Annotated in this window: 19 protein-coding genes and 1 pseudogene; 13 read left to right on the forward strand and 7 right to left on the reverse strand. The window is 68.6% G+C overall.

The features are described from left to right. Positions 1 to 719: 719 nt before the first annotated feature. From DJ010_RS01155 to DJ010_RS01180, 6 genes are all read left to right on the forward strand, one after another. A complete protein-coding gene (locus DJ010_RS01155; protein WP_109691797.1) occupies positions 720 to 2,117 on the forward strand; it encodes a cytochrome ubiquinol oxidase subunit I in 1,398 nt (465 codons plus the stop codon). After that, positions 2,114 to 3,115, forward strand: coding sequence for a cytochrome d ubiquinol oxidase subunit II (locus DJ010_RS01160; protein WP_109691798.1), 1,002 nt, complete (start codon positions 2,114 to 2,116; stop codon positions 3,113 to 3,115). Before DJ010_RS01155 ends, DJ010_RS01160 begins: the two co-directional genes overlap by 4 nt. A gap of 643 nt (positions 3,116 to 3,758) precedes the next feature. After that, complete coding sequence (locus DJ010_RS01165) at positions 3,759 to 4,655, forward strand: SH3 domain-containing protein (protein ID WP_146207219.1); 897 nt, start codon at positions 3,759 to 3,761, stop codon at positions 4,653 to 4,655. Positions 4,656 to 4,931: 276 nt separating this feature from the next. Beyond that, on the forward strand, positions 4,932 to 6,497 hold the full coding sequence (gene resB, locus DJ010_RS01170) for a cytochrome c biogenesis protein ResB (protein ID WP_245927118.1): 1,566 nt from the start codon (positions 4,932 to 4,934) through the stop codon (positions 6,495 to 6,497). Further along, on the forward strand, positions 6,494 to 7,513 hold the full coding sequence (gene ccsB, locus DJ010_RS01175; protein WP_109691801.1) for a c-type cytochrome biogenesis protein CcsB: 1,020 nt from the start codon (positions 6,494 to 6,496) through the stop codon (positions 7,511 to 7,513). Before resB ends, ccsB begins: the two co-directional genes overlap by 4 nt. A 72-nt stretch (positions 7,514 to 7,585) precedes the next feature. After that, a complete protein-coding gene (locus tag DJ010_RS01180; protein ID WP_109691802.1) occupies positions 7,586 to 7,873 on the forward strand; it encodes a hypothetical protein in 288 nt (95 codons plus the stop codon). Positions 7,874 to 7,925: 52 nt separating this feature from the next. Here the strand turns inward: DJ010_RS01180 and DJ010_RS01185 are convergent, their stop codons facing one another. Further along, on the reverse strand, positions 7,926 to 8,858 hold the full coding sequence (locus DJ010_RS01185; RefSeq protein WP_109691803.1) for a cation diffusion facilitator family transporter: 933 nt from the start codon (positions 8,856 to 8,858) through the stop codon (positions 7,926 to 7,928). A gap of 75 nt (positions 8,859 to 8,933) precedes the next feature. On the opposite strand from DJ010_RS01185, the gene DJ010_RS01190 reads away from it, so the two are divergent. Further along, positions 8,934 to 9,779 carry a copper resistance CopC family protein gene (locus tag DJ010_RS01190; protein ID WP_146207220.1) on the forward strand — a complete coding sequence of 282 codons (846 nt, stop codon included), beginning with the start codon at positions 8,934 to 8,936 and terminating at the stop codon, positions 9,777 to 9,779. Beyond that, complete coding sequence (locus DJ010_RS01195) at positions 9,754 to 11,874, forward strand: bifunctional copper resistance protein CopD/cytochrome c oxidase assembly protein (RefSeq protein WP_109691805.1); 2,121 nt, start codon at positions 9,754 to 9,756, stop codon at positions 11,872 to 11,874. The genes DJ010_RS01190 and DJ010_RS01195 overlap by 26 nt, the downstream gene beginning before the upstream one ends. Positions 11,875 to 11,955: 81 nt before the next feature. On the opposite strand, the pseudogene lnt reads toward DJ010_RS01195, so the two are convergent. Then, positions 11,956 to 13,479 (reverse strand): annotated as a pseudogene (gene lnt / locus DJ010_RS22575) (apolipoprotein N-acyltransferase); the annotation flags it as partial. A gap of 113 nt (positions 13,480 to 13,592) precedes the next feature. On the opposite strand from lnt, the gene DJ010_RS01205 reads away from it, so the two are divergent. Then, the gene (locus DJ010_RS01205; RefSeq protein WP_109691807.1) at positions 13,593 to 13,985 is read left to right on the forward strand and encodes a BlaI/MecI/CopY family transcriptional regulator; all 393 of its coding nucleotides are present in this window, start codon (positions 13,593 to 13,595) and stop codon (positions 13,983 to 13,985) included. A 4-nt stretch (positions 13,986 to 13,989) separates the two neighbouring features. Then, the gene (locus DJ010_RS01210; RefSeq protein ID WP_109691808.1) at positions 13,990 to 14,946 is read left to right on the forward strand and encodes a M56 family metallopeptidase; all 957 of its coding nucleotides are present in this window, start codon (positions 13,990 to 13,992) and stop codon (positions 14,944 to 14,946) included. A gap of 52 nt (positions 14,947 to 14,998) precedes the next feature. Here DJ010_RS01210 and DJ010_RS01215 read toward each other — a convergent pair whose 3' ends face one another. The 5 genes from DJ010_RS01215 to DJ010_RS01235 all read right to left on the reverse strand — a co-directional run bounded on the left by DJ010_RS01215 (position 14,999) and on the right by DJ010_RS01235 (position 18,939). Further along, positions 14,999 to 15,538 carry a DUF3152 domain-containing protein gene (locus DJ010_RS01215; RefSeq protein ID WP_245927120.1) on the reverse strand — a complete coding sequence of 180 codons (540 nt, stop codon included), beginning with the start codon at positions 15,536 to 15,538 and terminating at the stop codon, positions 14,999 to 15,001. Between the two features lie 388 nt (positions 15,539 to 15,926). Then, positions 15,927 to 16,394: a TlpA family protein disulfide reductase gene (locus tag DJ010_RS01220; protein WP_158282889.1), complete on the reverse strand. Its 468-nt coding sequence runs from the start codon at positions 16,392 to 16,394 to the stop codon at positions 15,927 to 15,929. A 286-nt stretch (positions 16,395 to 16,680) separates the two neighbouring features. Then, a complete protein-coding gene (locus tag DJ010_RS01225) occupies positions 16,681 to 17,460 on the reverse strand; it encodes a cytochrome c biogenesis CcdA family protein (RefSeq protein WP_211318605.1) in 780 nt (259 codons plus the stop codon). Positions 17,461 to 17,505: 45 nt separating this feature from the next. Continuing rightward, positions 17,506 to 18,234, reverse strand: a complete 729-nt coding sequence (locus tag DJ010_RS01230) for a vitamin K epoxide reductase family protein (RefSeq protein WP_109691810.1) — start codon at positions 18,232 to 18,234, stop codon at positions 17,506 to 17,508. A 42-nt stretch (positions 18,235 to 18,276) separates the two neighbouring features. Continuing rightward, on the reverse strand, positions 18,277 to 18,939 hold the full coding sequence (locus DJ010_RS01235; protein ID WP_245927121.1) for a DsbA family protein: 663 nt from the start codon (positions 18,937 to 18,939) through the stop codon (positions 18,277 to 18,279). 100 nt (positions 18,940 to 19,039) lie between these two features. Between DJ010_RS01235 and DJ010_RS01240 the strand changes: the two genes are divergently transcribed. The 3 genes from DJ010_RS01240 to DJ010_RS01250 all read left to right on the forward strand — a co-directional run bounded on the left by DJ010_RS01240 (position 19,040) and on the right by DJ010_RS01250 (position 21,893). Continuing rightward, positions 19,040 to 19,915, forward strand: a complete 876-nt coding sequence (locus DJ010_RS01240; protein ID WP_109691812.1) for a class I SAM-dependent methyltransferase — start codon at positions 19,040 to 19,042, stop codon at positions 19,913 to 19,915. Between the two features lie 173 nt (positions 19,916 to 20,088). Continuing rightward, complete coding sequence (locus tag DJ010_RS01245) at positions 20,089 to 20,547, forward strand: hypothetical protein (protein ID WP_109691813.1); 459 nt, start codon at positions 20,089 to 20,091, stop codon at positions 20,545 to 20,547. Then, on the forward strand, positions 20,544 to 21,893 hold the full coding sequence (locus DJ010_RS01250) for a hypothetical protein (protein WP_109691814.1): 1,350 nt from the start codon (positions 20,544 to 20,546) through the stop codon (positions 21,891 to 21,893). Before DJ010_RS01245 ends, DJ010_RS01250 begins: the two co-directional genes overlap by 4 nt. Positions 21,894 to 22,010 lie beyond the last annotated feature (117 nt).

Genomic DNA, 22,010 nt, shown 5'->3' on the forward strand with positions numbered 1-22,010 from the left:
GGGTCCTTCGTCGACAAGGACCTCCATCTGCCCCCGCAAATAGGTCGAGTTCCCGGCAAAGAAGGACGCCCGCTCTGACACAGTCACCCGGCGGCGACGCCCGCGCGGGGGCGACCGGCGCAGATGATCGCCGTCGGCACATGGCAGGAGAGATCGGCCCGTGCCGGACGAGGGCGGGAACCTCGGCGGGGTGGGCCATTATCGATTCTGGAGCCAGATCGAGGTCAGCACGTGCTCCCGCGAGGCCGCTCGGTCGTGAATGCTCCGCTCGTGTTGTAGCCCGAGGTCGACGAGCTCCGCTTCGTCGCCCGCCTGAAGAGTGACGTCGCACTCCGGACAGGTCAGTTCCAAGACTCGCACCGCGACCTCCTACTAGGGATCATAGTAGGAGCGGCAGTACGCGGATCTGCGCCAGCTTGATGGACCCCACAAGAGGTGCCGTGCCTCCGACTAGGTAGCCGGCGCGGGCTTCTCTAAGAAGCGCCAGGTCAGCCCACTGCGCCCATCTACTATGAGAGTTAGTAGACTCTTGCCCATGGCGAGTGGACGACCAGGCTTTCGCCGGCAAGGGGCCGGAACTACGGGCGCCTGATGCCGGCGCAAGGGGGCGACCATGTCCGCGAAAGCTACGGAATCCCGGCAGACCGGCGAGATCGGACGGCACCATCGGTGAACCGCGACCGGATGCGTTCCTGTGCTGGCTCGACTGAGGAGAACCCATGACCCTTGAGGCACTGCAGGTCCTGTTGTCTGACACGCCGTCCGGTCTACTGCCCGCGCGTAACCAGATGGCGCTGTCGCTGGGCTGGCACATCATCTTGGCCTGCTTCGGCGTGGCTTTCCCGTCGATGATCTTCATCGTCCACTGGCGCGGTGTCTTCCGCGGTGACGCGGTGGCACTCGAGCTTGCCAAGCGGTGGTCGAAGGTCTCCGCCGTGTTGTTCGCGATCGGCGCGGTGTCCGGGACCGTGCTCAGCTTCGAGATGGGTCTGCTGTGGCCGGGTCTGATGGGGAGGTACGGCGACGTGCTCGGTCTGCCGTTCGCATTCGAGGGGCTGGCGTTCTTCGTCGAGGCGATCTTCCTCGGCATCTACCTCTACGGCTGGGGCCGGATGCCCCCGCGGATCCACCTGCTGATGCTGGTCCCGATGGCCTGCGCGGGCGTGATCGGCACGTTCTGCGTAATCGCGGTCAACGCCTGGATGAACAACCCAACCGGCTTCCGGCTCAACGCGGCCGGCGAGGTGGTCGACATTGACCCTTGGGCCGCGATGTTCAACGACGGCGTGTGGCTGATGTTCGCCCACATGTGGGTCGGCGCCTTCGTGGTCGTCGGCTTCACCGTCGCCGGGGTGTACGCCGCGGGCATGCTGCGCGGCCACCGCGACCGCCACCACCGGCTCGGGTTCATCGTTCCGTTCGTCTTCGCCACCGTCGCCGCGCTTGCCCAGCCGCTGGTCGGCCACGTGCTCGGCCTACGGGTCGCGGAGAGCCAGCCGGCCAAGCTCGCCGCGTTCGAACTGGCCGAGACCACCGAGCAACCGGCGCCGCTGCGCCTGGGCGGGATCATGATCGACGGCGAGGTCCGCTACAGCATCGACATCCCCAAGATCGGCTCGTTGATCGCACGCAACAGCTTCGACAGGCCGGTGCCCGGCCTGGACGAGGTGCCGGAGGACGAGCGGCCGCCGGTCAACATCACCCACTGGGCGTTCCAGTCCATGGTCGGCATCGGCTCGCTGCTCGCCCTGTCCGTGCTGCTGTTCTGGTTCGTGCGATGGCGCGGCCGCGACCTCCTGGAAAGTCGCTGGTTCCTGCGATACGCCGTGGCCGCCGGCCCGCTAGCGATGATCGCCCTCGAGGCTGGCTGGATCGCCACCGAGGTCGGCCGTCAGCCGTGGGTGGTCTGGCAGGTGCTGCGCACCGAGGACGCGGTGACCGAGAACCCGTGGATCTGGTGGAGCTTGGCCGGGACCGCGGTGGTGTATCTCGGCATGACGGTCGGCGCCTACGTCGTACTCCGGTCCATGGCGCGACGCTGGCGCGCCGGCGAGCTCGATCTACCCAGTCCCTATGGCCCCGAGTCCGCCGAGGGCGTGCAGGAGCCGTCCCGGTGACGCTGGAGATTGCGGTGGCCGCCGCGCTGTTCGCCGGTGTCGTCGTCTACTCGGTCTTCGGTGGCGCGGACTTCGGCTCCGGTTTCTTCGACGCCACCGCCGGCGGCGCCCGCCGCGGTGCGGAGGTTCGCACGCTGATCGACCACAGCATCGGACCGGTGTGGGAGGCTAACCACGTCTGGCTGATCTATGTGCTGGTCACCTGGTGGACGGCGTTCCCCGGAACGTTCGCGGCGGCCATGTCGACGCTCTGGTTGCCGTTGATGCTGGCCCTGCTGGGCATCGTGCTGCGCGGGGCGTCCTTCGCGTTCCGAAAGTACTCCGCCACCCTCGGCCAAGCTCGGCTCTTCGGCATCGTGTTCGCCGGTTCCTCACTGATCACCCCGTTCTTCCTGGGCTGCGTAGCCGGCGCAATCGCCTCCGGCCGAGTGCCTGCCGACGGCGGCGGCGACCTGGTCTCGTCGTGGGTGAACCCGACCTCGCTGTTCGGCGGCCTGATTGCGGGCGGCAGCTGTGCGTACCTGGCCGGTTCGTTTCTCGTCGCCGACGCCGCCCGATCCGGGCACCGCGGGCTAGCCGAGATGCTGCGCGTGCGCACGCTGGGTGTGGGCGCGCTCACCGGCGCGTTGGTGTTCGCCGCGCTGGTGCCGATCAAAGAGGACGCACCCACGCTCTTCGACGGCCTCACAGGTCGGGCGCTGCCACTCATGGTGCTGTCGGCGCTCGCCGGAGCCAGCGCACTCGTGCTGATCTGGACGCGGCGGTACTCCGTCGCCCGGTTCGCCGTGGCGGCCGCGGTCGCCACTGTGACCCTGGGCTGGGGGGCCGGGCAGTACCCGTGGTTGCTGGTCGACGAGGTCACCATCGTCGACGCCGCCGGTGCCGACGCGACGTTGCAGGCGCTGCTGGTCGCCGTCGGCCTGGCGGTGGCGATCGTGCTGCCGGCACTGTCCTACCTGCTCTACCTCACCCAGTCCGAGCGGTGGTTGCGACACTGAAGAGAACCTCAGCAGCCGCCAGGACGGGCGGCCACGTGGTGCCGTCACCAGTCCATCTCATCGATGTCGGTCCGGACGAGAGGAGGTCGTTCAGGGTCTCGATCTCGGTCCGTGTTGGACGGTTTCGCGCTTCTCCGCGATGCCAACTGCACGATCTTCGTCTATGGCATCGGGGTGGCCGCCGCCCGGCATCTTCATCATGTTCCATCTCCGTGTCCTTTCGTGAGCAACTCCGGATGAGTTCTCCATGTGTATCGGCCTTTTCGGGGTCGCAAAACCCGATCGCGCCTATGAGGAGTACCGCGACCGTCCGTCACCCGGGGTGCCTACGCGCGTGGAGGTCCGCTTTCGGCCCACCGCTGCTCACGGAGCACAACTGGTGGCGGAGATGCTGAATGGAGCCGCCGACGACATCAGTCCGATCGGGCTGCGGGCCCGCCACCGCGGCCATCGTGCGCCAGCGCGGTTGGGAACAGCTCCGCTGCCGAGCGCGACTCACATGTCCGAGCAGTTGTCCTATCCGGGATAGTAGTGAGGATTTCAGAATCCGCTGACCGGCGTGCTTGCATCACTCGTCATGCCCGGACTCCTGACCGGGGGAACCAGCGCATCGACCATGACAGCGACAGTAAGGAATCAGCGCGTGGCGACTCATAGCCACAAGCGGGAAACCGCACGACGCAAGCCTTCGGCAGCACTCATCGCGGCACCCCTCGCGGTTCTCGCAACCGGCGCAGCGGTGACGATCGGCGTTGTTGGATCCGATCCCCCGTCCGACCTCCTCGCCGTCGACCAGTCGGCCGCGGGCAGCGTCCTCGACCGCCGCCCGGTCGTTTCGCGTGGCGGTATCAGGCGCGGCGACGCCGGCCGGCCAGCGGGGTCTCCCGCGCGTGAGCTGAAGGCCGCTGCTGCGCGTCAGCTGAGCCCGGTCGATGAGGTCCTGCTGCCAAATGCAGTGGCAGCGGCCATCCGGAATGCCGACACCCATCGGTGGACGACCACCGAGCTCAACATCTGGACCCGCCCGGACAAGCAGGCCGAGCAGCTCGGCGTCCTCGATGCCGGTAAGAAGGTGCCAGTCACCGGCCGCGCGATGCTCGGCCGACAGGAGATCGTGCTGGACGGCGAGGCCCGGTGGGTCACTTCGGGCTATCTCAGCGAGGAGAAACCTGACCCTGGGCCTAGCCTCGGCGGTCAGTGCACGAACGGGACATCTGTCCCCTCCGGTGTCAGCTCGAACATCCGGGCGATCCACCAGGCCGTCTGCGCGAACTTTCCCGAGATCGCGACCTACGGCACGTTGCGCGGCGACGGTGAGCATGCGCAGGGGATCGCTATGGACATCATGGCTGCCGGCGACCGCGCCTGGCAGGTCGCGGAGTTTCTCCGGGCGTATTACTCCGAGTTCGGGGTCAGCTACGTGATTCACGCCCGGCGGATCTGGTCGGTGGAGCGCTCTTCAGAGGGTTGGCGCGCGATGGAGGATCGCGGATCGGTGACCGCGAATCACTATGACCACGTCCATGTGACGACCTACTGATTTCAGAGCAACCGCGCTCAGCGGGTCGTGATCGAGGACGGGGTATGAGGAGAACCAGAGATCGCTCCAAGGGTTGTCCAGCCCGTCCATCTGTGGCTACGCGTGAGGGGCAGGGCGCTGCGGTGGCACAGCGCGACGTGTGTCTACTATTGCGTCTAGTAGATAATGGTGACGGAACTCGGTGGGGTGGTGGTGACGACGGACTCGGCGGACCGGGGCGCCCGGCCATTGCCCTCGTGGGGATGGGGTCGGTGGGCTTGGCGTGAGCTGACCTCGATGCGTACCGCCGTGGTTCTGCTCGCACTCCTCGCATTGGCGGCGATCCCGGGATCTGTGCTGCCGCAACGCAACGTGGCCACGGATCCGGCGGCGGTGCCGCAGTTCATGGCCGAGCACCCGAGGCTCTCGCCATGGCTGGACCGGCTGGGGCTGTTCGAGGTCTACGCCTCCCCCTGGTTCGCCGCCACGTACGGTCTGTTGCTGGTCTCGATGACCGGCTGCGTCCTCCCCCGCTGCGCGCGGCTGTGGCGGGAGGCGCGGGCCGAGCCACCGAAGGCCCCACCGCGGCTGGACCGGTTCGAACACCACCGCGAAACCTCGCTCGACGCCCCGGCAGACGTCGTGGTCGCACAGGCCGCGGCAACCCTGCGCGGCCGCGGCTATCGCGTCGTCGTCGACAGCGAGCCCGACGTGCCCCACACGACAGGTGAGACGGGTGAGACAGTGCCCGGCCAGGCGCAAGCACGGGCGGAGGTTCGCGCGGAGAAGGGCTATGCCCGGGAGATAGGAAACCTGGCCTTCCACCTCTCGCTGCTGGTCCTGCTGGTCGGCGTGGCCGGCGGGAAGCTGTTCGGCTTCGAGGGCCGGGTCGCGCTCGCCGAGGGCGACACCTTCACCAACGTGGCCTCCTCCTACGACGCATTCACACCGGCGTCGTTGGCCGACGTCGACGGGCTGACCCCATTCTCGATGACCTTGGAGGAGCTCGAGACGGCCTTCGCGCCGACTGGGCCACGAACAGGCGAACCCCGGAAGTTCGACGCACAGGTCACCTACCGCACCGAGGGCGGTTCCGAAGCCTCCACCAGTATCGCGCCGAACCAGCCGCTGGACGTCAATGGCACCAAGCTGTTCCTCAGCGGGCACGGGTACGCCCCCAGGGTGACGGTCCGTGACGGCAAGGGCGAGACCGTCTTCTCCGGGCCGGTCATCTTCCTTCCCTCCGACGGTGCACTGACCAGCGACGGCGTCATCAAGGTGCCGAACGCGAAACCGACCCAGCTGGGTTTCGAAGGTCTGTTCCTGCCCACCGGCACGCCGATGGGCGGCGATGTCTCGCAGTTCCCCGGACTGCTCGCACCCCGTCTGGATCTGGTGGCCTACTCCGGCGACCTGAGCATGGACACGGGAGTGCCGCAGTCGGTGTACAGCCTCGACAAGACCAGCCTGACCGAGATCGAGAGTCAGAGCCTGCGGATCGGCGAGACCATGCGGTTGCCCGACGGTGCCGGGTCGGTCACCTTCGACGGCGTCGCCCGGTTCGGCAACTTCCAGGTCGCCTACGACCCGGGCAAGGAGATTGCCCTGGCCGCAGCTGTCCTCCTGCTGATCGGTCTCACCGTCTCCCTCACCGTCCGCCGTCGACGGGTCTGGGTCCGCGTCACCCAATACCCCGACCGGGAGGGCGTCCAGGTGGAGACCGCCACGCGGTCCCTCACTCGCAGATCCGCACCGAGCGAGGACACAGACAAGCTCATGCAGACCCTGAATCGCCTCGCCCCCGACCTCGCCCCCGACCTTGATCCCGACCTCGATCCCGAGGCCGTGAGGAGTCTCTCGTGAACCTCGCCGCGCTCTCCGACAACCTAGTGGCCCTCGCCATCGGCATCTATGCGGTGGCCTTCACGGTGTACGCCGCCGATCTGGCCAAGGCCCGCACTGGCGCCCGGTTCGGCGCCCGAACTCGCTCCACCACGCCTGCCGCGGTGACCGGGTCGGCGAATCCCGTCGACTCCCCCGTCACCGTAGGCCCAGATGGACCGCCCGAGGACGTGACGACCCCAGACGTGAACTCGTTGCTCGACCGCAGCGACCTCAGCCGGACCGCGCTGATAGCGGGGCGACTTTTCACCATCGCCTGCAGCGTGAACATCGCGGCCGTCGTAGCACGAGGTGTCGCCGCGGGGCGGGCGCCGTGGGGAAACATGTACGAATTCTCCATGGTCGGCGCCGCTGCCATCGCCACCGCCTTCGTCATCGGATCGCGGCGCCACCGGATTGAAGGTCTCGGGATCGGAGTTGCCGGACTGGTCCTAGTGTGCCTCGGGCTCGCCGTCACCGTTCTCTACACACCGGTTGATGCGCTGATCCCCGTCCTCAACTCCTACTGGATGGTCATCCATGTGGCTGCGGCCATCGTCGCCGGCGGCGTGTTCACCATCGCCGCCCTCGCCTCGGGAGCGTTCCTGATCCAGCGGCGCCGCGAACGCGCCAACGACTCCACACCCGGCATTGACGCAACCAGCCGCGGGGCTGGTGCTGGGTTGAGGTCGGAGACGCTGGAGCGAGTCTCCTACGGGCTGATCGTATTCGCCTTCCCGATCTGGACCTTCGCCGTCATCGCGGGCGCGGTATGGGCCGAGGCCGCCTGGGGCCGCTACTGGGGCTGGGACCCCAAAGAGACGTGGGCGTTCATCACCTGGGTGTTCTACGCCGCCTACCTCCACGCCCAGTCCACGGCCGGATGGCGCGGAACCCGCGCAGCATGGTTCAGCCTCCTCGGCTACGCGGCGTTCCTGTTCAACTTCGTCGGGGTCAACATGTGGATCTCCGGCCTGCACTCCTACGCCGGAGTGTGACCCGGTCGTGACCGGACCGCCGTTGTCAGCGGCACCTCGTGATCAGATGCGCCATGGTGACAGAGGGCAGCCATGAGCTGGTGGGAGATCATCGCCATGTTCGTCGGCATCCCCATCGCCGTCTGCGTGGGTGTCGGGACACTGGTGTTCTGGTTGACCGAGAACCGGGTGCCCGACGGACTCGCCGCTGCCCGCGAGCAGGACTCATCATCCGCGACAGCGGCAGCCCAGAACGAACCCGGGAATCAGCCGGAAGCCACGCCCCAAGATCGGTCTGCAGATCCGCCCGCCGAGGATGGCCCCATCGTCGATCCCGAGGGCGATGGAGAGTGCGGCGGGATGCACGGCGACACGCACTGAGACACCAGTCGACCCGCGGCCCTCGCCCGCAGCCAACAACTGATGCGCGCAGCTACCAGGTCACCTCGTCGCAGTTGGCGGTGCGCTTCTCCTCGACCTGCAAGGTGGCGTGCTCGATGAGGTAGTCATTCCGCAGGATCGTCTGTGCGGCCACCAATGCGGGTTGCCCTTGAGCGTTGTCGTGGAGGACCAGATGGGCGGTGGCCACGTTCATCCCCGAGGTGAGGGTCCAGGCGTGCAGGTCGTGCACGTCCTTCACTCCGGGCAACGAGGCCAAGGAGTCCGCGACCGCGTCGATGTCCAGGCCAGCGGGCGCGTGCTGCCCGAGCACCGCGAGGACCTGGCGGCCGAGCATGACCGCGCGCACCGCCACGAAGGCGCCGATCGCGAACGCGACAGCGGTGTCCCAGTACCCCTCGCCGGTGGCGGCGACGAGACCGGCTGCGGCAAGAACCCCGATGCTGCCGGCGGTGTCGGCGACGACCTCCAGGTAGGCGCCCTTGACGTTGAGCGAGTCCTTCGCTCCGGCGCGCAGCAGGACCAGTGCGGCCAGGTTCACCAGGAGGCCGAGAAGGCCGACGATTAGCATGGCGCCGGTGTCGACCTCGGGGTTGGTGCCCATACGACCAATCGCCTCGATGACGACGTAGGTGGCGACGCCGAGCATCAGCAGAACGGCGAGCCCGGAGGCGAAGACCTCCGCTCGGTAGGAGCCGTATGTGCGGCGGCCGGTGTCGTCGGGGCGGGTGGCGATCTTGGTCGCCACGAGCGCGGCCCCCAGGGCGACGACGTCGGCGGCCATATGGCCAGCGTCGGAGATCAACGCCAGGGAGCCGCTGATGATGCCCGCGACAAGCTCGACGACGAAGAACATTGCGATGAGTCCGAAGGAGACCGCTAGCCGCCACCGGTAACGCGCGCCCGCGTGTCCCGTGAGCTGGCCCCCATCCTGAGGCCCGTGCCCATGCCCGTGACCGACACCCATCCCGATGTCCCCTCCTAGTCGACCGCTGTCTACGATGGAGCATAGTAGTTGTCCGTGAACGGCTGGAGAATCCCCTTGACCGTCAAGCCCGTGCACCCGAGCCTTGCCCTGCGAACTGCCTTGCTGGTTTCGATGCTCGCATCGGTCCTCGTCTTCACCATGCCCGCCCCACCCGCAGCGGCCCACACCGACCTGGTCGGCTCCGACCCCGCCGCCGACTCCACGCTTCGCGAGGCCCCGGATCAGGTGACGCTGCGGTTCAACGAGCCGATGGAGCCACAGCTCTCGAAAGTCGCCCTCACCACGCCCGACCAGGACGCGGCGGAGCTGCCCGTGACGGCGGGCTCGGAACCGACCACCCTGGTGGCCGACATCCCCGGCGAGGGCATGGCCGGTGGCGCCTGGAAGGTCGCCTACCGGGTCACGTCCGCCGACGGGCACCCCGTCCAAGGGACGCTGTCGTTCACCGTGCGCCCTCCCGCGAACGCGGCCACCGAGGACCCCGAAGACACAGAGGGCAACGCATCAAGCGACGACCCCGCCGATGCCCGAGGGTCGGACGAGAACGCGTCCTCTGAGCCAGCCGATGGTGCGGCATCAGGGGGTGGCGAGCAGACCAGCGACGCGCGAGCGGACGATGGCGCGGGATCGTGGCGACTTGTGGCGCCCGTGCTCCTTGGCGGCTTTCTGCTCCTGCTCGCCGCACTGCTCTTGGTGACCCGGTTCACCCGGGTGGCACCCGTCGAGTCGATCGACGGCACGCCTGCCGAGACCACCACCGGAGGGGCTGACGCAGAAGCCGGCCACGGGGTGGCCGACACGGGGACGGACGCCGAAACAGTCGAGGCCAACTCCGAGACAGACGTATCAGAGCCCGATCAGCCAGACCCCGACGATGCCCAGCCCAACCGCGCCTGGTGACCACGCGATCACCGGCTCCCCGGTGATCGGCAGCGGGACTAGGCGCGCCGCCGGCCTGCTGCTGCTCACGGCTCTCGCGCCGGGTGTCGCGCTGGGGCTGCTGTTCCTCTCCGACGGCCTGGCGGCCACCAGCCTGCCGGGGCTGCCGGACTCGGGGTCCGTCACACGGTGGGGCCTGCCGGTGGTGCAGGCGGTACGGGATGCCAGCGCGACGGTCGCGGTCGGGGTCGTGGTGCTCGCGGCCACCTGCCTGCCCACCGCCCCCGGACCCAGCGCCGGGTCCGGCGGTGGGTCGCGCCGCGTGTCGTCGACGCAGCGGCTGCTGCTCAAGGTCGGTGCCGTGACCGCGATGGCATGGGCATGGAGCACCCTGGCGATGCTCATCTTCGTCTACGCCGACGCCTCCGGTGAGCCCGTAGGCGGCGAGGGGTTCTGGTCCCAGGCGTGGTACTTCGCCACCAGCTTCGAGCCTGGCCGCTACCTGCTCACCGGCGCCGCTCTGGCGGCGCTGCTCGCCACCGCCTGCCTGATGATTCGACGTCCCGAAGGGATGGGGTTCGCGGCGCTGGTGGCGTTGGCCGGAGTGTGGCCTATGGCACTCGGCGGACATGCGACCGGGTCACTGGATCACAACCGCCTGGTGGAGTTGCAGCTGTTCCACCTGCTCGGCGTGACCGTGTGGACCGGCGGCCTGGTCGGCCTACTGGTGGTGCGCCGACACCTGGGCGAGAACCTCGGACCTGTCGTACGCCGCTACTCCCGGCTCGCGGGCTGGTGCCTGCTGCTGGTCGCGCTCTCCGGAATCTCCGGTGCCGCCCTGCGCCTACCCGGCGCATCGGCACTGACCACCAGTTACGGGGCCATGCTCGCCGTCAAGGTCGCGGTATTGAGCGCGGTCGCCGCTCTCGGCTGGTGGCAGCGGACCCGCATCGTCAGGCGCATCGAGTCCGGCGCCTCGAGTGCGTTCGCCCGGCTTGCGTTCTACGAGGTCGTCCTGCTGCTGACCGGCGCCGGTGCCGGGGTCGCGCTGAGCCGCACCAACCCACCGACCCCCGAGACCGACCCGTCCCTCAGCAACGCACAGGCCCTCCTCGGCACCGACCTGCCCCCCGAGCTCGGCATCGGTGAGTGGTTCACCCAATGGAAGCCCGACCTGATCTGGCTCACGGTCGCCCTGGCCATGACCGCCTGGTACCTGAGTGCGGTGCTCCGGCTCCGGGCACGGGGTGACGGATGGCCACTGCTGCGCACTATCGCTTGGCTGCTCGGCTGGCTGCTCGTCGTGTGGGCCACCAGCGGCTCCCCGGGGGTCTACGGACGGGTGCTGTTCAGCATGCACATGGTCCAGCACATGACCATCGCGACCGCCGCACCCACGTTCCTGGTCCTCGGCGCACCGATCACACTCGCGCTACGGGCACTGCCCCGCCGTACCGACGGCTCCCTGGGCCCCAGAGAGTGGCTCCAGGAGGCACTTCGATCGTTCCTGGCCCACCTCCTGACCCTCCCGGTGGTCACGGCCGGGATGTTTGTAGTGAGCCTGGCCGTCTTCTACTACAGCGGCCTGTTCGAACTGTCGCTGGAGTCTCACACCATGCACGTGGCCATGGTGGCCCACTTCCTCCTTACCGGCTTCCTACTGGCGAACTGCCTGGTCGGCATCGACCCGGGAATCCACCGACCTATGTTCCCGCTCCGTGTGGTGCTGCTAATGGTGACGTTCGGCTTTCATGCACTCTTCTCGGTCTCGCTCATGTCCTCGGACCAAGTGCTCGCGCCGGACTGGTTCTCAGCTCTCCAGCGGCCCTGGGGAGCCTCCCTACTCGACGATCAGCAGTTCGGCGCATCACTGGGATGGGCGTTGGGTGACTACCCGCTCGCGATCCTCGCCGGAGCCCTCATCGTCCGATGGGTCGCCTCCGACCGGCGCGAGCGACGTCGGTTCGACCGCTCCGAGGCCCGCACCGGAGGGCAGGTGATGGCCGACTACAACGCCTACCTCAGCCGCCTTGGGAAGCTCGACGGATCGCTCGAACCGAGTCGGGACCCTGCCCCTCCCCCGGCGCCGGAGTCCACGGGCGAACGCCAGGAGTAGCCCCACCACCGCGACCGCGGGAATGGTCGCCGACCGCACCGACTGGGAACGCACCGCTGGCGTCACCCGGTCGGCGAGTTCAACCTCGGCAACGAGCGTCGCGGTCTCCTCCCCTGTTGCACGTTGGGTCACTTCGCCGTCGCCGGCGATGACCCCGGAGACACCGTTGGTCGAGGCCACCACGACCGTCCGCCCGAGCTCAACTGCCCGAGCCCGAGTGATCTCGAACTGCTGCTCGGGCTGGGTGGTTCCGGTGAAGGTGGCGTTGCTGGTCTGCACCACCGCGATCTGTCCACCGCGAGCGACCTGGCCGGGAAGGACGTCGTCGTAGGCGACGTCGAAGCAGATCGCGTCCGCTACCAGTAGCCCGTACACCGACAGTGGTCCCTCGCCTTGGCCGGGAAGCATGTCACGTGGGATGCGGTCGAATCGCGACGACCAGCCACCGATCACCGACCGCCACGGAATGTGCTCCCCGAAGGGCACCGGATGCGTCTTCGTGTACGCTCCGCTCCCACCGAGCCTGGGTCCGCGGTCGGGTCGCCAGAGCAGTCCGCGGTTGTAGGCCGTCTCAGCGGTCGGGCCATCGAAGATCCCCCCGACCAGCACCGGAACGCCGATGGCGGCCACGGCCTCCTCGATGGCCGCGCGCGCAACGGGGTCGCGGACCGGATCGACGGCGGTAGCGTTCTCCGGCCACACCACCAACACGAGCGACTCCCTCTGCTTGGAGGTGAGGCTGTCGGCGAGCGCGGTGGTCGCCTCGACGTGGTTGCTGGTGACCGCCCGGTGATGACCAGCCAGATCCCGGCCATCGCCGGGCACGCCGCCTTGGACCGCGGCCACTGTGGTCGTCGCGACGGCCGGCACGTGGTAGGGCCAGATCGCCCCCGCGAGAACGGCCGCGCATACGCCCGCCAGCATTCCGGCGGCCGCGGTGCGACGCGGCGATGAAGTGCGGCGCAGGAAGACGCTGCAGGCGTGGGCAAATGTGAAGCCTCCGGTCGCGATGAGAAGCCCGGTGCCGGTGATCCCGGTGTAGGGGAGGAGCGACTGCCACGGGGTGTCGATGGCGGTGAATCCGAGCCGGCCCCACGGCATACCTCCCAGCGGCCAGCCGCTGCGCAACGACTCGACACCGATCCACACCGCACCGGCCCACACCGGCCCGGCCGGGAGCGACGCCACCGCACGCACCCCGACGCTGGCCACGGCGACACTCACCGCCAGGGCACCGGCAAGGCCCAGCCAGGCCGCCCAGCCGATCGAGTCCTCCAGCCACCACAACAGCACGAGCATGAAGGCCAGACCGAAGCACAGCCCCGAGAAGGCCGCGAACCTCAGCGGCGCGCGGGCCACGCTGGCCCACAGCAGCGCCATCGCGACCGGTGCGAGCCAGCCTGCACCCACCGGCTCAAAGCACAGCGCGGCCACCAGACCTCCCCCGGCGGCACCGACCGCGTTGACGAGGCCGCCACGTCGACCGATCGGGCTGCACCCGCCGAGCTCGCCGCTAAGGCTGTATCGGTCTCCAGCAGGCCCGGTGCGGGTCGCGGCGCGAGGAGCCCCGGTCCGACCGGAAGGTGCGCGAGAGTTGGAGGACATGGGACCCTGAGGACGGAACTGGAGCCAGAAGAGCAGCAACGAGACGGGACGAACCAACCGATCTACGATGCAGCATAGTAGGCCGTTGATGAGTGCGGAGGCGCGGAGGTCGGATGAAGCAGATGGGACAACTCGAAGCAGCTGTCATGCATCGACTATGGGACTGGGATCGCCCAGCCTCGGTGCGCGAGGTCGTCGACGATCTCCAGCGGGAGCGCAAGATCGCCTACACCACGGTGATGACCGTGCTCGACAACCTGCACCGCAAGGGGCTCGTACACCGGCAGAAGCAAGGCCGTGCCTATGTTTATACCGCGGTCATGTCCCAGGAGGACCACACCGCGAGCATGCTCGAAGACGTCCTCGCCCAGACCGCCGACCGTGGCGCCGCGCTGCTCAACTTCGTCGAGCAGCTCTCCTCAGAAGAACAGGTCCAAGTTCGCACCGCCCTGGCGAAGTTCAGCAAGCGCGGCAATCAGTCACGTGATCCAGGCGAGAAGGAGTGAGCGTGTGCTTGCCCCCGCCGTCCTCCTCGTCTTCGTCGCATTGGCCGCTGCCCTCGGCCCGCGGCTCCTTCTCGGCGCGGCCTGGGTGCAGCGAGCTCCCGGCTGGGGCATTCTGGCCTGGCAGGCACTGACGATCTCGGTCGTCGCCGCGATCGCGCTCGTCGGCCTCACCCTCGCCGCACCGCTCACACCCCTCGCCGAGTTCATCGCCCGGCTATGCCGCACCACCCCGGCCGAGGTCATCGAGCACTACCAGACCCCAGCGGGCACCTGGGTCGCCTACCTCGCCGCTCTGGCCGCGGCGGGGCTCGCCATCCGGATGCTTTGGCTGACCACCTCGACCGTGGTCAACGCCGCCCGCGGCCGCCACACCCAGCTGACCCTGCTGCGCGTACTCGGCACCGAGCACCCCGACGGGTTCGTGATCGTCAAGCATCCCAAGCCACTGGTCTACTGCCTCCCAGGACTGCGCAAGCGAGTCGTGGTCACCAGCGCCGCCCTCGAGGTGCTGGACCCGCACGAGCTGGAACTCGTGCTCGCCCACGAGCGATCCCACCTACGGTCACGTCACGACCTGGCCCTCGCGCTCGCCGACGTACTGCGCCGCGCGCTAGGCCCTGTGGCGGTCTTCCGAGTGGCACACGAGCAGGTGTCCACCTTGATCGAAATGCAGGCCGACGACGCCGCCCACGACCGCCATGGGCTCGCCCGGGCCCTGGTGACACTCGGCTCCGGCCTTGCCGCAGGGGTGCCCGAGTCCGGACTCGGCGCCGGCAACGTGGCCGCCGTGGCCCGGGTGGAGCGGCTCGCGGCCGCCGCGGGACCGTGGAAGCCGTGGAAGCGCCGCCAAAGCCTCGCGGTCGCCCTGGGTACGGCCATCCTGCTGGCGACGCCGGTCGCGCTGGCGATGTCCCCGATAGTCGAGATGATCATCACCGGCTGCACCACCATCCTCGGTTGAGACCCCAGCCGACTGGTCGCTCCGTCCGTGGCTGGGCGCGCGTCGTTGGCTCTCAGCCGACATTCGGCCAGGGGTTGCGCCGACAGCCGTCCAGCCCGTAGGTCTGTTGCTGCATCACCGGCGCCCGCTCGCCCGGTCCGGGACAGTCGGCGTGGGCGTACCCGATGGCGTGCCCGACCTCGTGATTGACCAGGTACGTGCGGTACATCGGCACCGCATCCTGGTAGTCGTCCGTGCCGAAGGCCCACCGCCGGGCGTTGAGCACGACCAGGTCCCCGTTGCGGCAGGAGACCTCGCCGTTCGTCCTCAGCGGCGCACAGAGCACATCCGTGGTTTCCGGTGTGGCGATCAGCATCCGCAGCTCACCAGCCTCGGCGACCTGGTGGAACGTGCGGCCGGCCACCGTCGCCCAGCCCCGGTCATCGTCCAGGATGCGGTCGATCGTGCGCGCGGTCACCGTCGGGGCGAACGGGAGACCTTCCTCGATCTCCACCGTGTAGGTCAGCTCCCCGGCTCCGGCAGCGTGGTCGGCGCTGTTGCCTGGGGGCGCGGTCACGACGAACTTGCCGGACCCGCCAGCCGGGATCCTCACCCCCGCCTGCCCCATCGCGTCACGTGTCGACCGCGATCCGGCTGGCGCGCGCCCGGTGCGGTCCCGCTCGGCCCTGTCCCTCGCCCGCAACTTCGGTCTCGACGCGGGCGGCCCAGGCGTCGGAGCCGGTTGCGCGGCTGGCTCGTCGAGCATGGGCGGCGCCTCCGGTGGAGGCGTCCTCGCCGCCGTGGACTGCGGCCGTCCGAGCCCGCCACTGACCGCCGCAGTTGTACCACCCAGCACCATCGCCACCAGCGCGGAGACGACGATTCCACGTCGAGCCGACCCGGCACGGCGGTGCCTGCCCGACCGATGCCTCCCGGACCGGCTGCTGTCGACTCGATACCTGTTGGATCGGGCACCGCCGGGCCGGCGACCCGCGGCGGCTCTAGTCCTGCGCATCCGTCTCGGCCAACACGGGCTCGATCAAGGCACGCAGCGTGCTCGCAGTCACCGGCCCCACGACACGGGCCGCGACCCGGCCTTCGGGGTCGACGACCAGCGTGGTCGGCACCGCCGCGGCGGCCAGGGCTCCCTGGAAGGCGAGCATCGCCTCGCTCGAGTCCGAGGAAACGATGCTGTCGTAGGGCACGCCGTGATCGCGCTCGAAAGCACGCGCGGCCGCGTCGTTGTCGCGCACGTTGATGCCAACGAACTGCACCTGGCCGGTGAACTCCTCCGCGACCTCGACCAACTCGGGTGCCTCGGTCACGCAGGGCACGCACCACGAACCCCACACGTTGTAGACCGCGACCTGGCCGGCTAGATCGCCGGAATCGAACCGATCCCCGCTGAGCATCCGTGCCTGGAACGGCTCGCCCTCGATCCGGTCGTCAGGCTCGAACTCCTCGACCACCGACCCGTCGGCGGACCGCGCCCGCGGGTCACCACCGTCTGAACGGCTAGCGACCAGCCACGCCACCAGACCGATCACGGCGAGGACGACCAGGACGGACAGGATCCGCGTCCCCGGGGTCCGAGACGGGGACGGCCTACCAGATGAACCGGGTGCACCGGCCGGACCAAGTGTGCTGGGTCTGCTGACCATTGCCTCGCCTTCCATCCCTTCCTCCCCCTTCTGCCAACCGGGGCCGATCCCGCGGTATTCGATCCGTTCTGCACCCGTATCAGTCGTGGGTGTACTAGATGGGGGGTTGCCAGCCGGCTATCAGGGCCTGCATCGCGGCCATCCACTCCGACCACACCCCGGTCAACTGGAGGACCCCCAAGACGATCAGAAACCCGCCGCCGGCACGCGCGATCGCCCTGACGTGGAGCCGGGCCCACGCCAACCGCCGCATCGCTCCACTGACCGAGAACGCCGCCAGCAGGAAGGGCAGACCCAACCCGAGGCTGTAGGCGAACGCCAGAACCGCGCCACGACCCGCCGTGGCAGAGCTCGTCGCCAACGTGAGCACCGCAGCCAACGCGGGGCCGATGCAGGGAGTCCACCCCACCCCGAACACCACACCCAGCAGTGGCGCGCCGGCCAGCCCGACCCGCGGCCGGTACCGCAGCCGCACCGTTCGCCCCAGGAGCGGAACCCGGGCGCCCGCGAGCGCGAACACCAGCCCGAACAGCACCGTCAGCGCCCCCGAGAACCGGATGATGTCCTCCTGGTGGCGCACCAGCTGGGAACCCAACGCACCGAACAACGCGCCGTAACTGGTGAACACCGCCGCGAACCCGAGCACAAACAACCCCGCACCCGCGATCGTGCGACCGCGTGCCGTCGGCGCATGACCTTGGAGCTCGCGCACGACCGTCGACTCCTGGCCCGACACCCCGGCCACATAGGACAGGTAGCCCGGCAACAGCGGCAGCGAGCAAGGGGAGAAGAAAGACACCACCCCAGCGGCGACGGCGACCACGGCCGCCAACAGGAGGGAGCCGGAGAGAACGGTGTCCTGCAGCCCGTTCACGCGACCACCCCCACCCCGACGACGTTCATGCTGGTCATGTCGCGCTCAGACCAGGGTCGACCAGTAGTACCAGAACCGGTCTGCGATCAGGCCCAGCGCGACCACGACCGCCGTCGTCAGCACCACCAGGTGCCACTGCGCAGCCACCCGCACCACCCGGCTCCCGCCGACCTTCGCGCCGAACATCCCGGTGGTGGCGTTGCGAAGCGTGACGTAGCCGAACAGCGGCAGCATCACCGTCCAAACGACCATGCAGTAAGGGCACAAGGCGCCGATTCGGTACAGGCTCTGGAAGATCAGCCATCCCACGAACACCAACCCGAAGGTGACACCGGCCTGCAGCCCCAGCCAGTACCAGCGGGCCAGCCGGGCGCCCGCCAGCAGCGCGGCGCCCGTGGCGGCAACCACCGGGAACGCCGCCACCCCGAGCAACGGATTCGGGAACCCGAACGCCTCGGCCTGCGCTGTCTGCATCACCGACCCGCAGCTGAGCACCGGGTTCAGGCTGCACGAGGGCGTGTAGCTCGGGTCGGTCAATAGCGCGATCTTTTCCACCGCCAGCACGAACGCCGCCGTGAAACCGACGACGCCCCCCACGAGCATCAGCCACGCCAGAGCACGATCCGACACGGGACGAGCCCCGAGCGACCGCCCCCTCGCCGTGTCATCCGTCGGCTGGCCAGTCGTCTGGTTGGTGTCCCGGTCAATCTGTGTCTCGGCGACGACTGCGCTGCGGTCGGTGACTGCCGGGTCGGTGACCGCTGCGTCCGGCATGGTCTTCCCCGATGCTGGTCTCACGCGCCCCTCACTCCCCACTCACTGGTTGAGGGCGTCGTCGATCGCGGTGTTGAAGTCCTCGGCCGAGGTCGGCTCGAACAGCTCGCCGTTGAGGTAAAACGTCGGGGTCCCCTGGACTCCGAGGTCGGTGCCGTCGGCGACGTCGCGCTGAACCCGGTCGGCCACCTCGTCAGAGGCGTAGTCGGCGTCGTACTGGTCCATGTCCAGGCCGATCTCGACGGCGTACTCGCGAAAGAGGTCGTCCAAGGGCTCCTGCTGCTCACCCCAGGAAGATTGGGTCTCGAACATCCGCTGGTACATCTCCTCGAACTTGCCCTGCCTCGCCGCCGACTCCACCGCGCGGGCGGCGCGCTCGGAGTTGAAGTGCCCGGGCAGTGGGAAGTAGCGAGCCACGAACGTCACCTCGCCGGCGTACTCCTCGCGGAGTTGCTCGATGATCGGATAGGCGGCCCCGCAGGCTTCGCACTCGAAGTCCAGGAACTCCACGAGCACCACATCACTAGAGCCCTCCTCACCCATGATGCGGCTGTCCTCGCGCACCAGCCGCGGATCAGCAGCACCACCGGGGGCGTCCGAGCCAGGCTCGGCCGCATCGTCACGACCGGCCCAGAACAGCAGCCCACCGATCGCGATCACGAACGCCCCGGCAATCAGCAGGGCCACTCTCACCTGGGTACTCACGCGCACGTCCTCGACTCGACACCAACTACTATGCTGCATCGTAGTGGATGGGTAGGTGGCCGCGCCGCCTCGGCCTGGTGCACGACACGAGACAACAGTGATGGAACCGGCGATGGAGCGGGCAATGGAGCCAGACAACTCACCCATGATCAGGGCCTGGGACGGCGAAGTCGGGCAACGCTGGGTCACCGAGCAAGCCCGTTACGAGCGCATGCATGCACCCTTCGGCAGCACCCTCCTCGCCGCCGCTCAACTGCGCCCCGGTATGCGCGTCCTCGACGCCGGCTGTGGCATGGGTGATCGCACCATCGACGCCGCCACCACGGTCGGACCACATGGCAAGGTCGTCGGTGTCGACGTCGCCAGCCCTATGCTGCAGGTCGCCCAACACAGGGCCATCGAACTCGGCCTCGACAACGCACGCTTCATCCGCGCCGACGTCCAGACCACCGAGGACCTCGGCTTCGAGGAGTTCGACCTCGCACTCAGCCAGTTCGGCGTGATGTTCTTCGCCGACCCCGACGCTGCTTTCGCCAACCTGTGCACCGCGCTCCACCCGGGCGGTCGGCTGGTGTTCACCTGCTGGCAGGACCTAACCCATCAGCAGCACCTGATGGTCCCTTTGACTGCGGCACTCGAGCACGTGCCGACACCCGAGTTCACCGCCGACAGCTGGTCCTATGCCGCCTTCTCGCTGGCCGACCCCACCCGCACCCAGGCGCTGCTGGCCAAGTCCGGATTCGCCGACGTCGAGGTCCAGCCGACCGTGGCGCCGATGTACCAAGGCGCGGACCTGAGCGACGCCCTGCGGTTCCTGCGACAAAGTGAGCTCGGCGACGCTGTGTTCGGCGATGCCGGCCCGGCCGACGCCGTCCAGGGTTGGGAGGCGGTCGCCACCGCCCTTGCCCCGTACGTGCGCGAGGACGGCGTGTTTCTCGACGGCGCCGCTTGGCTGGTCACCGCGACCCGAACCTGACCGAACCCGGCCCTCCCCAAGCACGCTCACCGTCGAACGCGTCCAGTGCGCGCCGTTCGAGAGGCACTGTCCTATGCGGCATAGTAGATCCGCGCCGCCGTCTCCCACACTGACGCCGTGGGGCCCGGAGGCGACGTCACGACCGGTCCCTCGGCCACCCAGAAGGAGACTCCATGCGTAGCGTGCGCCTGATCGCGGTCGCCCTGACCACTGTGCTTGCTCTCAGCGCCTGCTCCGGCAGCAACGACGAATCAACCGACGCGCCGGAGGCCACCGCGGCGGCCCCCGACGACTCCGGCAGTGCGCCTCCCGAGGAGTCGCCGTCAACCTCGCCCACCCAGTCGGTGTCACCCACCGAGGAGGCGCCGGCCGGGCCGAGCATTGAGGTGCGCATCGAGGGCGACAGGGTCGCCCCCAACGCGGAGGAGCTCGCACTCGCCGTCAACGAGACGCTGGTGTGGAACATCACCTCCGACCGCGCCGGCGAGTTGCACGTGCACTCCAAGCCCGAGCAATACGTCGAGTTCGGCGAAGGTGAGACGCGCGCTGAGATGACCGTTGAGACCCCCGGAAGTGTCGAGGTCGAGGACCACGAGACCAGGGCGGTCGTCGCGATCCTGGAAGTGCGTTGACCAACATCTCCGCCCACGGGCTGGGCGGCGCAGATGACCTGCCGATTCCGGCCAATCTCGCGATCGCCGGCGGTACCGCGGCGCTGACGATCTCCTTCGCCGTCTTGCTCCTGGCCTGGCGCAAAGCACGGTTCGACACACCCAGCCACGAGCTGCTGGTCCCGCCTCCGATCGCCCGGGTCCTCGACGGTCCCGCATTGAAGATTGCGCTGCGAGCCCTCGGTCTGCTCTTTCTCGGGTTCATGCTCTGGCCCGCCGTCCTCGGTCCCAACGACCTGACCAACCCCGTCTTCGGCGTGGCCTACGCTTGGCTCTGGGTCGGTCTCGTGCCCGTGTCCCTGCTGTTCGGGTCCGCCTATCGCGCCGTCAACCCCGTCCGCACCCTCCTGGAGCTCCTCGACAAGGCCGTCGGCCGCACTCCCGGCGACAGACACAGTGACGGACGGGGTGAGGGCCTCCGGCCCTACCCGCCGTGGCTCGGATACTGGCCCGCCAGCCTCGGGCTCTTCGCGTTCGTCTGGCTTGAACTCGTCTCGCCGGACGGAACCGACCTCGACTTCGTCCGACTCTGGTTCGCTCTCTACGCCGCTGCCATGCTCGTCGGATGGGCCGTTTTCGGCACCGCCTGGGTCTCCCGTGCCGACCCCTTCGAGGTGTACTCCACCCTCGTCGGACACCTCTCGCCATGGAGCCGGAACACTGCTGGGAGGCTCGTCCTCGTCAGCCCCTTGCGCAACCTCGCCCGCATCTCCCCCGAAGCCGGGCTGGTCGCCGTGGTCGCCGTACTGCTCGGCAGCACCGCCTACGACAGCTGGAGCAGCTCGGTCACCTGGATCCGGTTTGTCCAGTCCAACAGCATCGACCTCACCCGCCTCGGCACCGGCCTGATGCTGCTGATCATCGTGATCGTCGGCATCACCTTCACCGCAGCTTCCATGGCCACCGGCGTCGGCCCCCAGGGGACCCCGCGCCGTGAGCTGCCCCGACGGCTGGCCCACTCGATCGTGCCGATCATCGTCGGGTACATGATCGCCCACTACCTCACCTTCCTCGTCGAGTACGGCCAGCAGACGCTGATCCTGATCAGCGATCCCGGCGGCACCGGGGCGAACCTGTTCGGCACCGCAGACCTGGAGATCAACTACTGGCTCTCCCAGCACCCCTCGGTCGTGGCCAGCATCAAGGTCCTCGCCATCGTCACTGGCCACGTCCTTGGCGTCATCGCCGCACACGACCGGTCCCTCACCCTGCTCGCACGCCGCCACCTCATCATTGGTCAGCTCGCGCTGCTGTTCGCGATGGTCGGCTACACCTTCATGGGCCTCTATCTGCTCTTCGGCGCATGACAGACCTATGACAGACCCACAGATCAGGCCAACACGGACCCGGGCCGAGCCGCCTGGCCATTCAAGCGGGGTGCGCACGGTGTGCCTTGGCCGATGGTGGGCGGTGGTCAGGCTCAT

It is taken from the genome of Nocardioides silvaticus (assembly GCF_003160695.1).
Lineage (GTDB): Bacteria > Actinomycetota > Actinomycetes > Propionibacteriales > Nocardioidaceae > Nocardioides > Nocardioides silvaticus.

Bases quoted from the DNA above. Each gene is read 5' to 3' on its own strand.
- DJ010_RS01155 (WP_109691797.1), top strand. From the start codon at position 720: ATGACCCTTGAGGCACTGCAGGTCCTGTTGTCTGACACGCCGTCCGGT.
- resB (WP_245927118.1), top strand. From the start codon at position 4,932: ATGCGTACCGCCGTGGTTCTGCTCGCACTCCTCGCATTGGCGGCGATC.
- DJ010_RS01180 (WP_109691802.1), top strand. From the start codon at position 7,586: ATGAGCTGGTGGGAGATCATCGCCATGTTCGTCGGCATCCCCATCGCC.
- DJ010_RS01185 (WP_109691803.1), bottom strand. From the start codon at position 8,858: ATGGGTGTCGGTCACGGGCATGGGCACGGGCCTCAGGATGGGGGCCAG.
- DJ010_RS01195 (WP_109691805.1), top strand. From the start codon at position 9,754: ATGCCCAGCCCAACCGCGCCTGGTGACCACGCGATCACCGGCTCCCCG.
- DJ010_RS01205 (WP_109691807.1), top strand. From the start codon at position 13,593: ATGAAGCAGATGGGACAACTCGAAGCAGCTGTCATGCATCGACTATGG.
- DJ010_RS01230 (WP_109691810.1), bottom strand. From the start codon at position 18,234: ATGCCGGACGCAGCGGTCACCGACCCGGCAGTCACCGACCGCAGCGCA.
- DJ010_RS01240 (WP_109691812.1), top strand. From the start codon at position 19,040: ATGGAACCGGCGATGGAGCGGGCAATGGAGCCAGACAACTCACCCATG.
- DJ010_RS01245 (WP_109691813.1), top strand. From the start codon at position 20,089: ATGCGTAGCGTGCGCCTGATCGCGGTCGCCCTGACCACTGTGCTTGCT.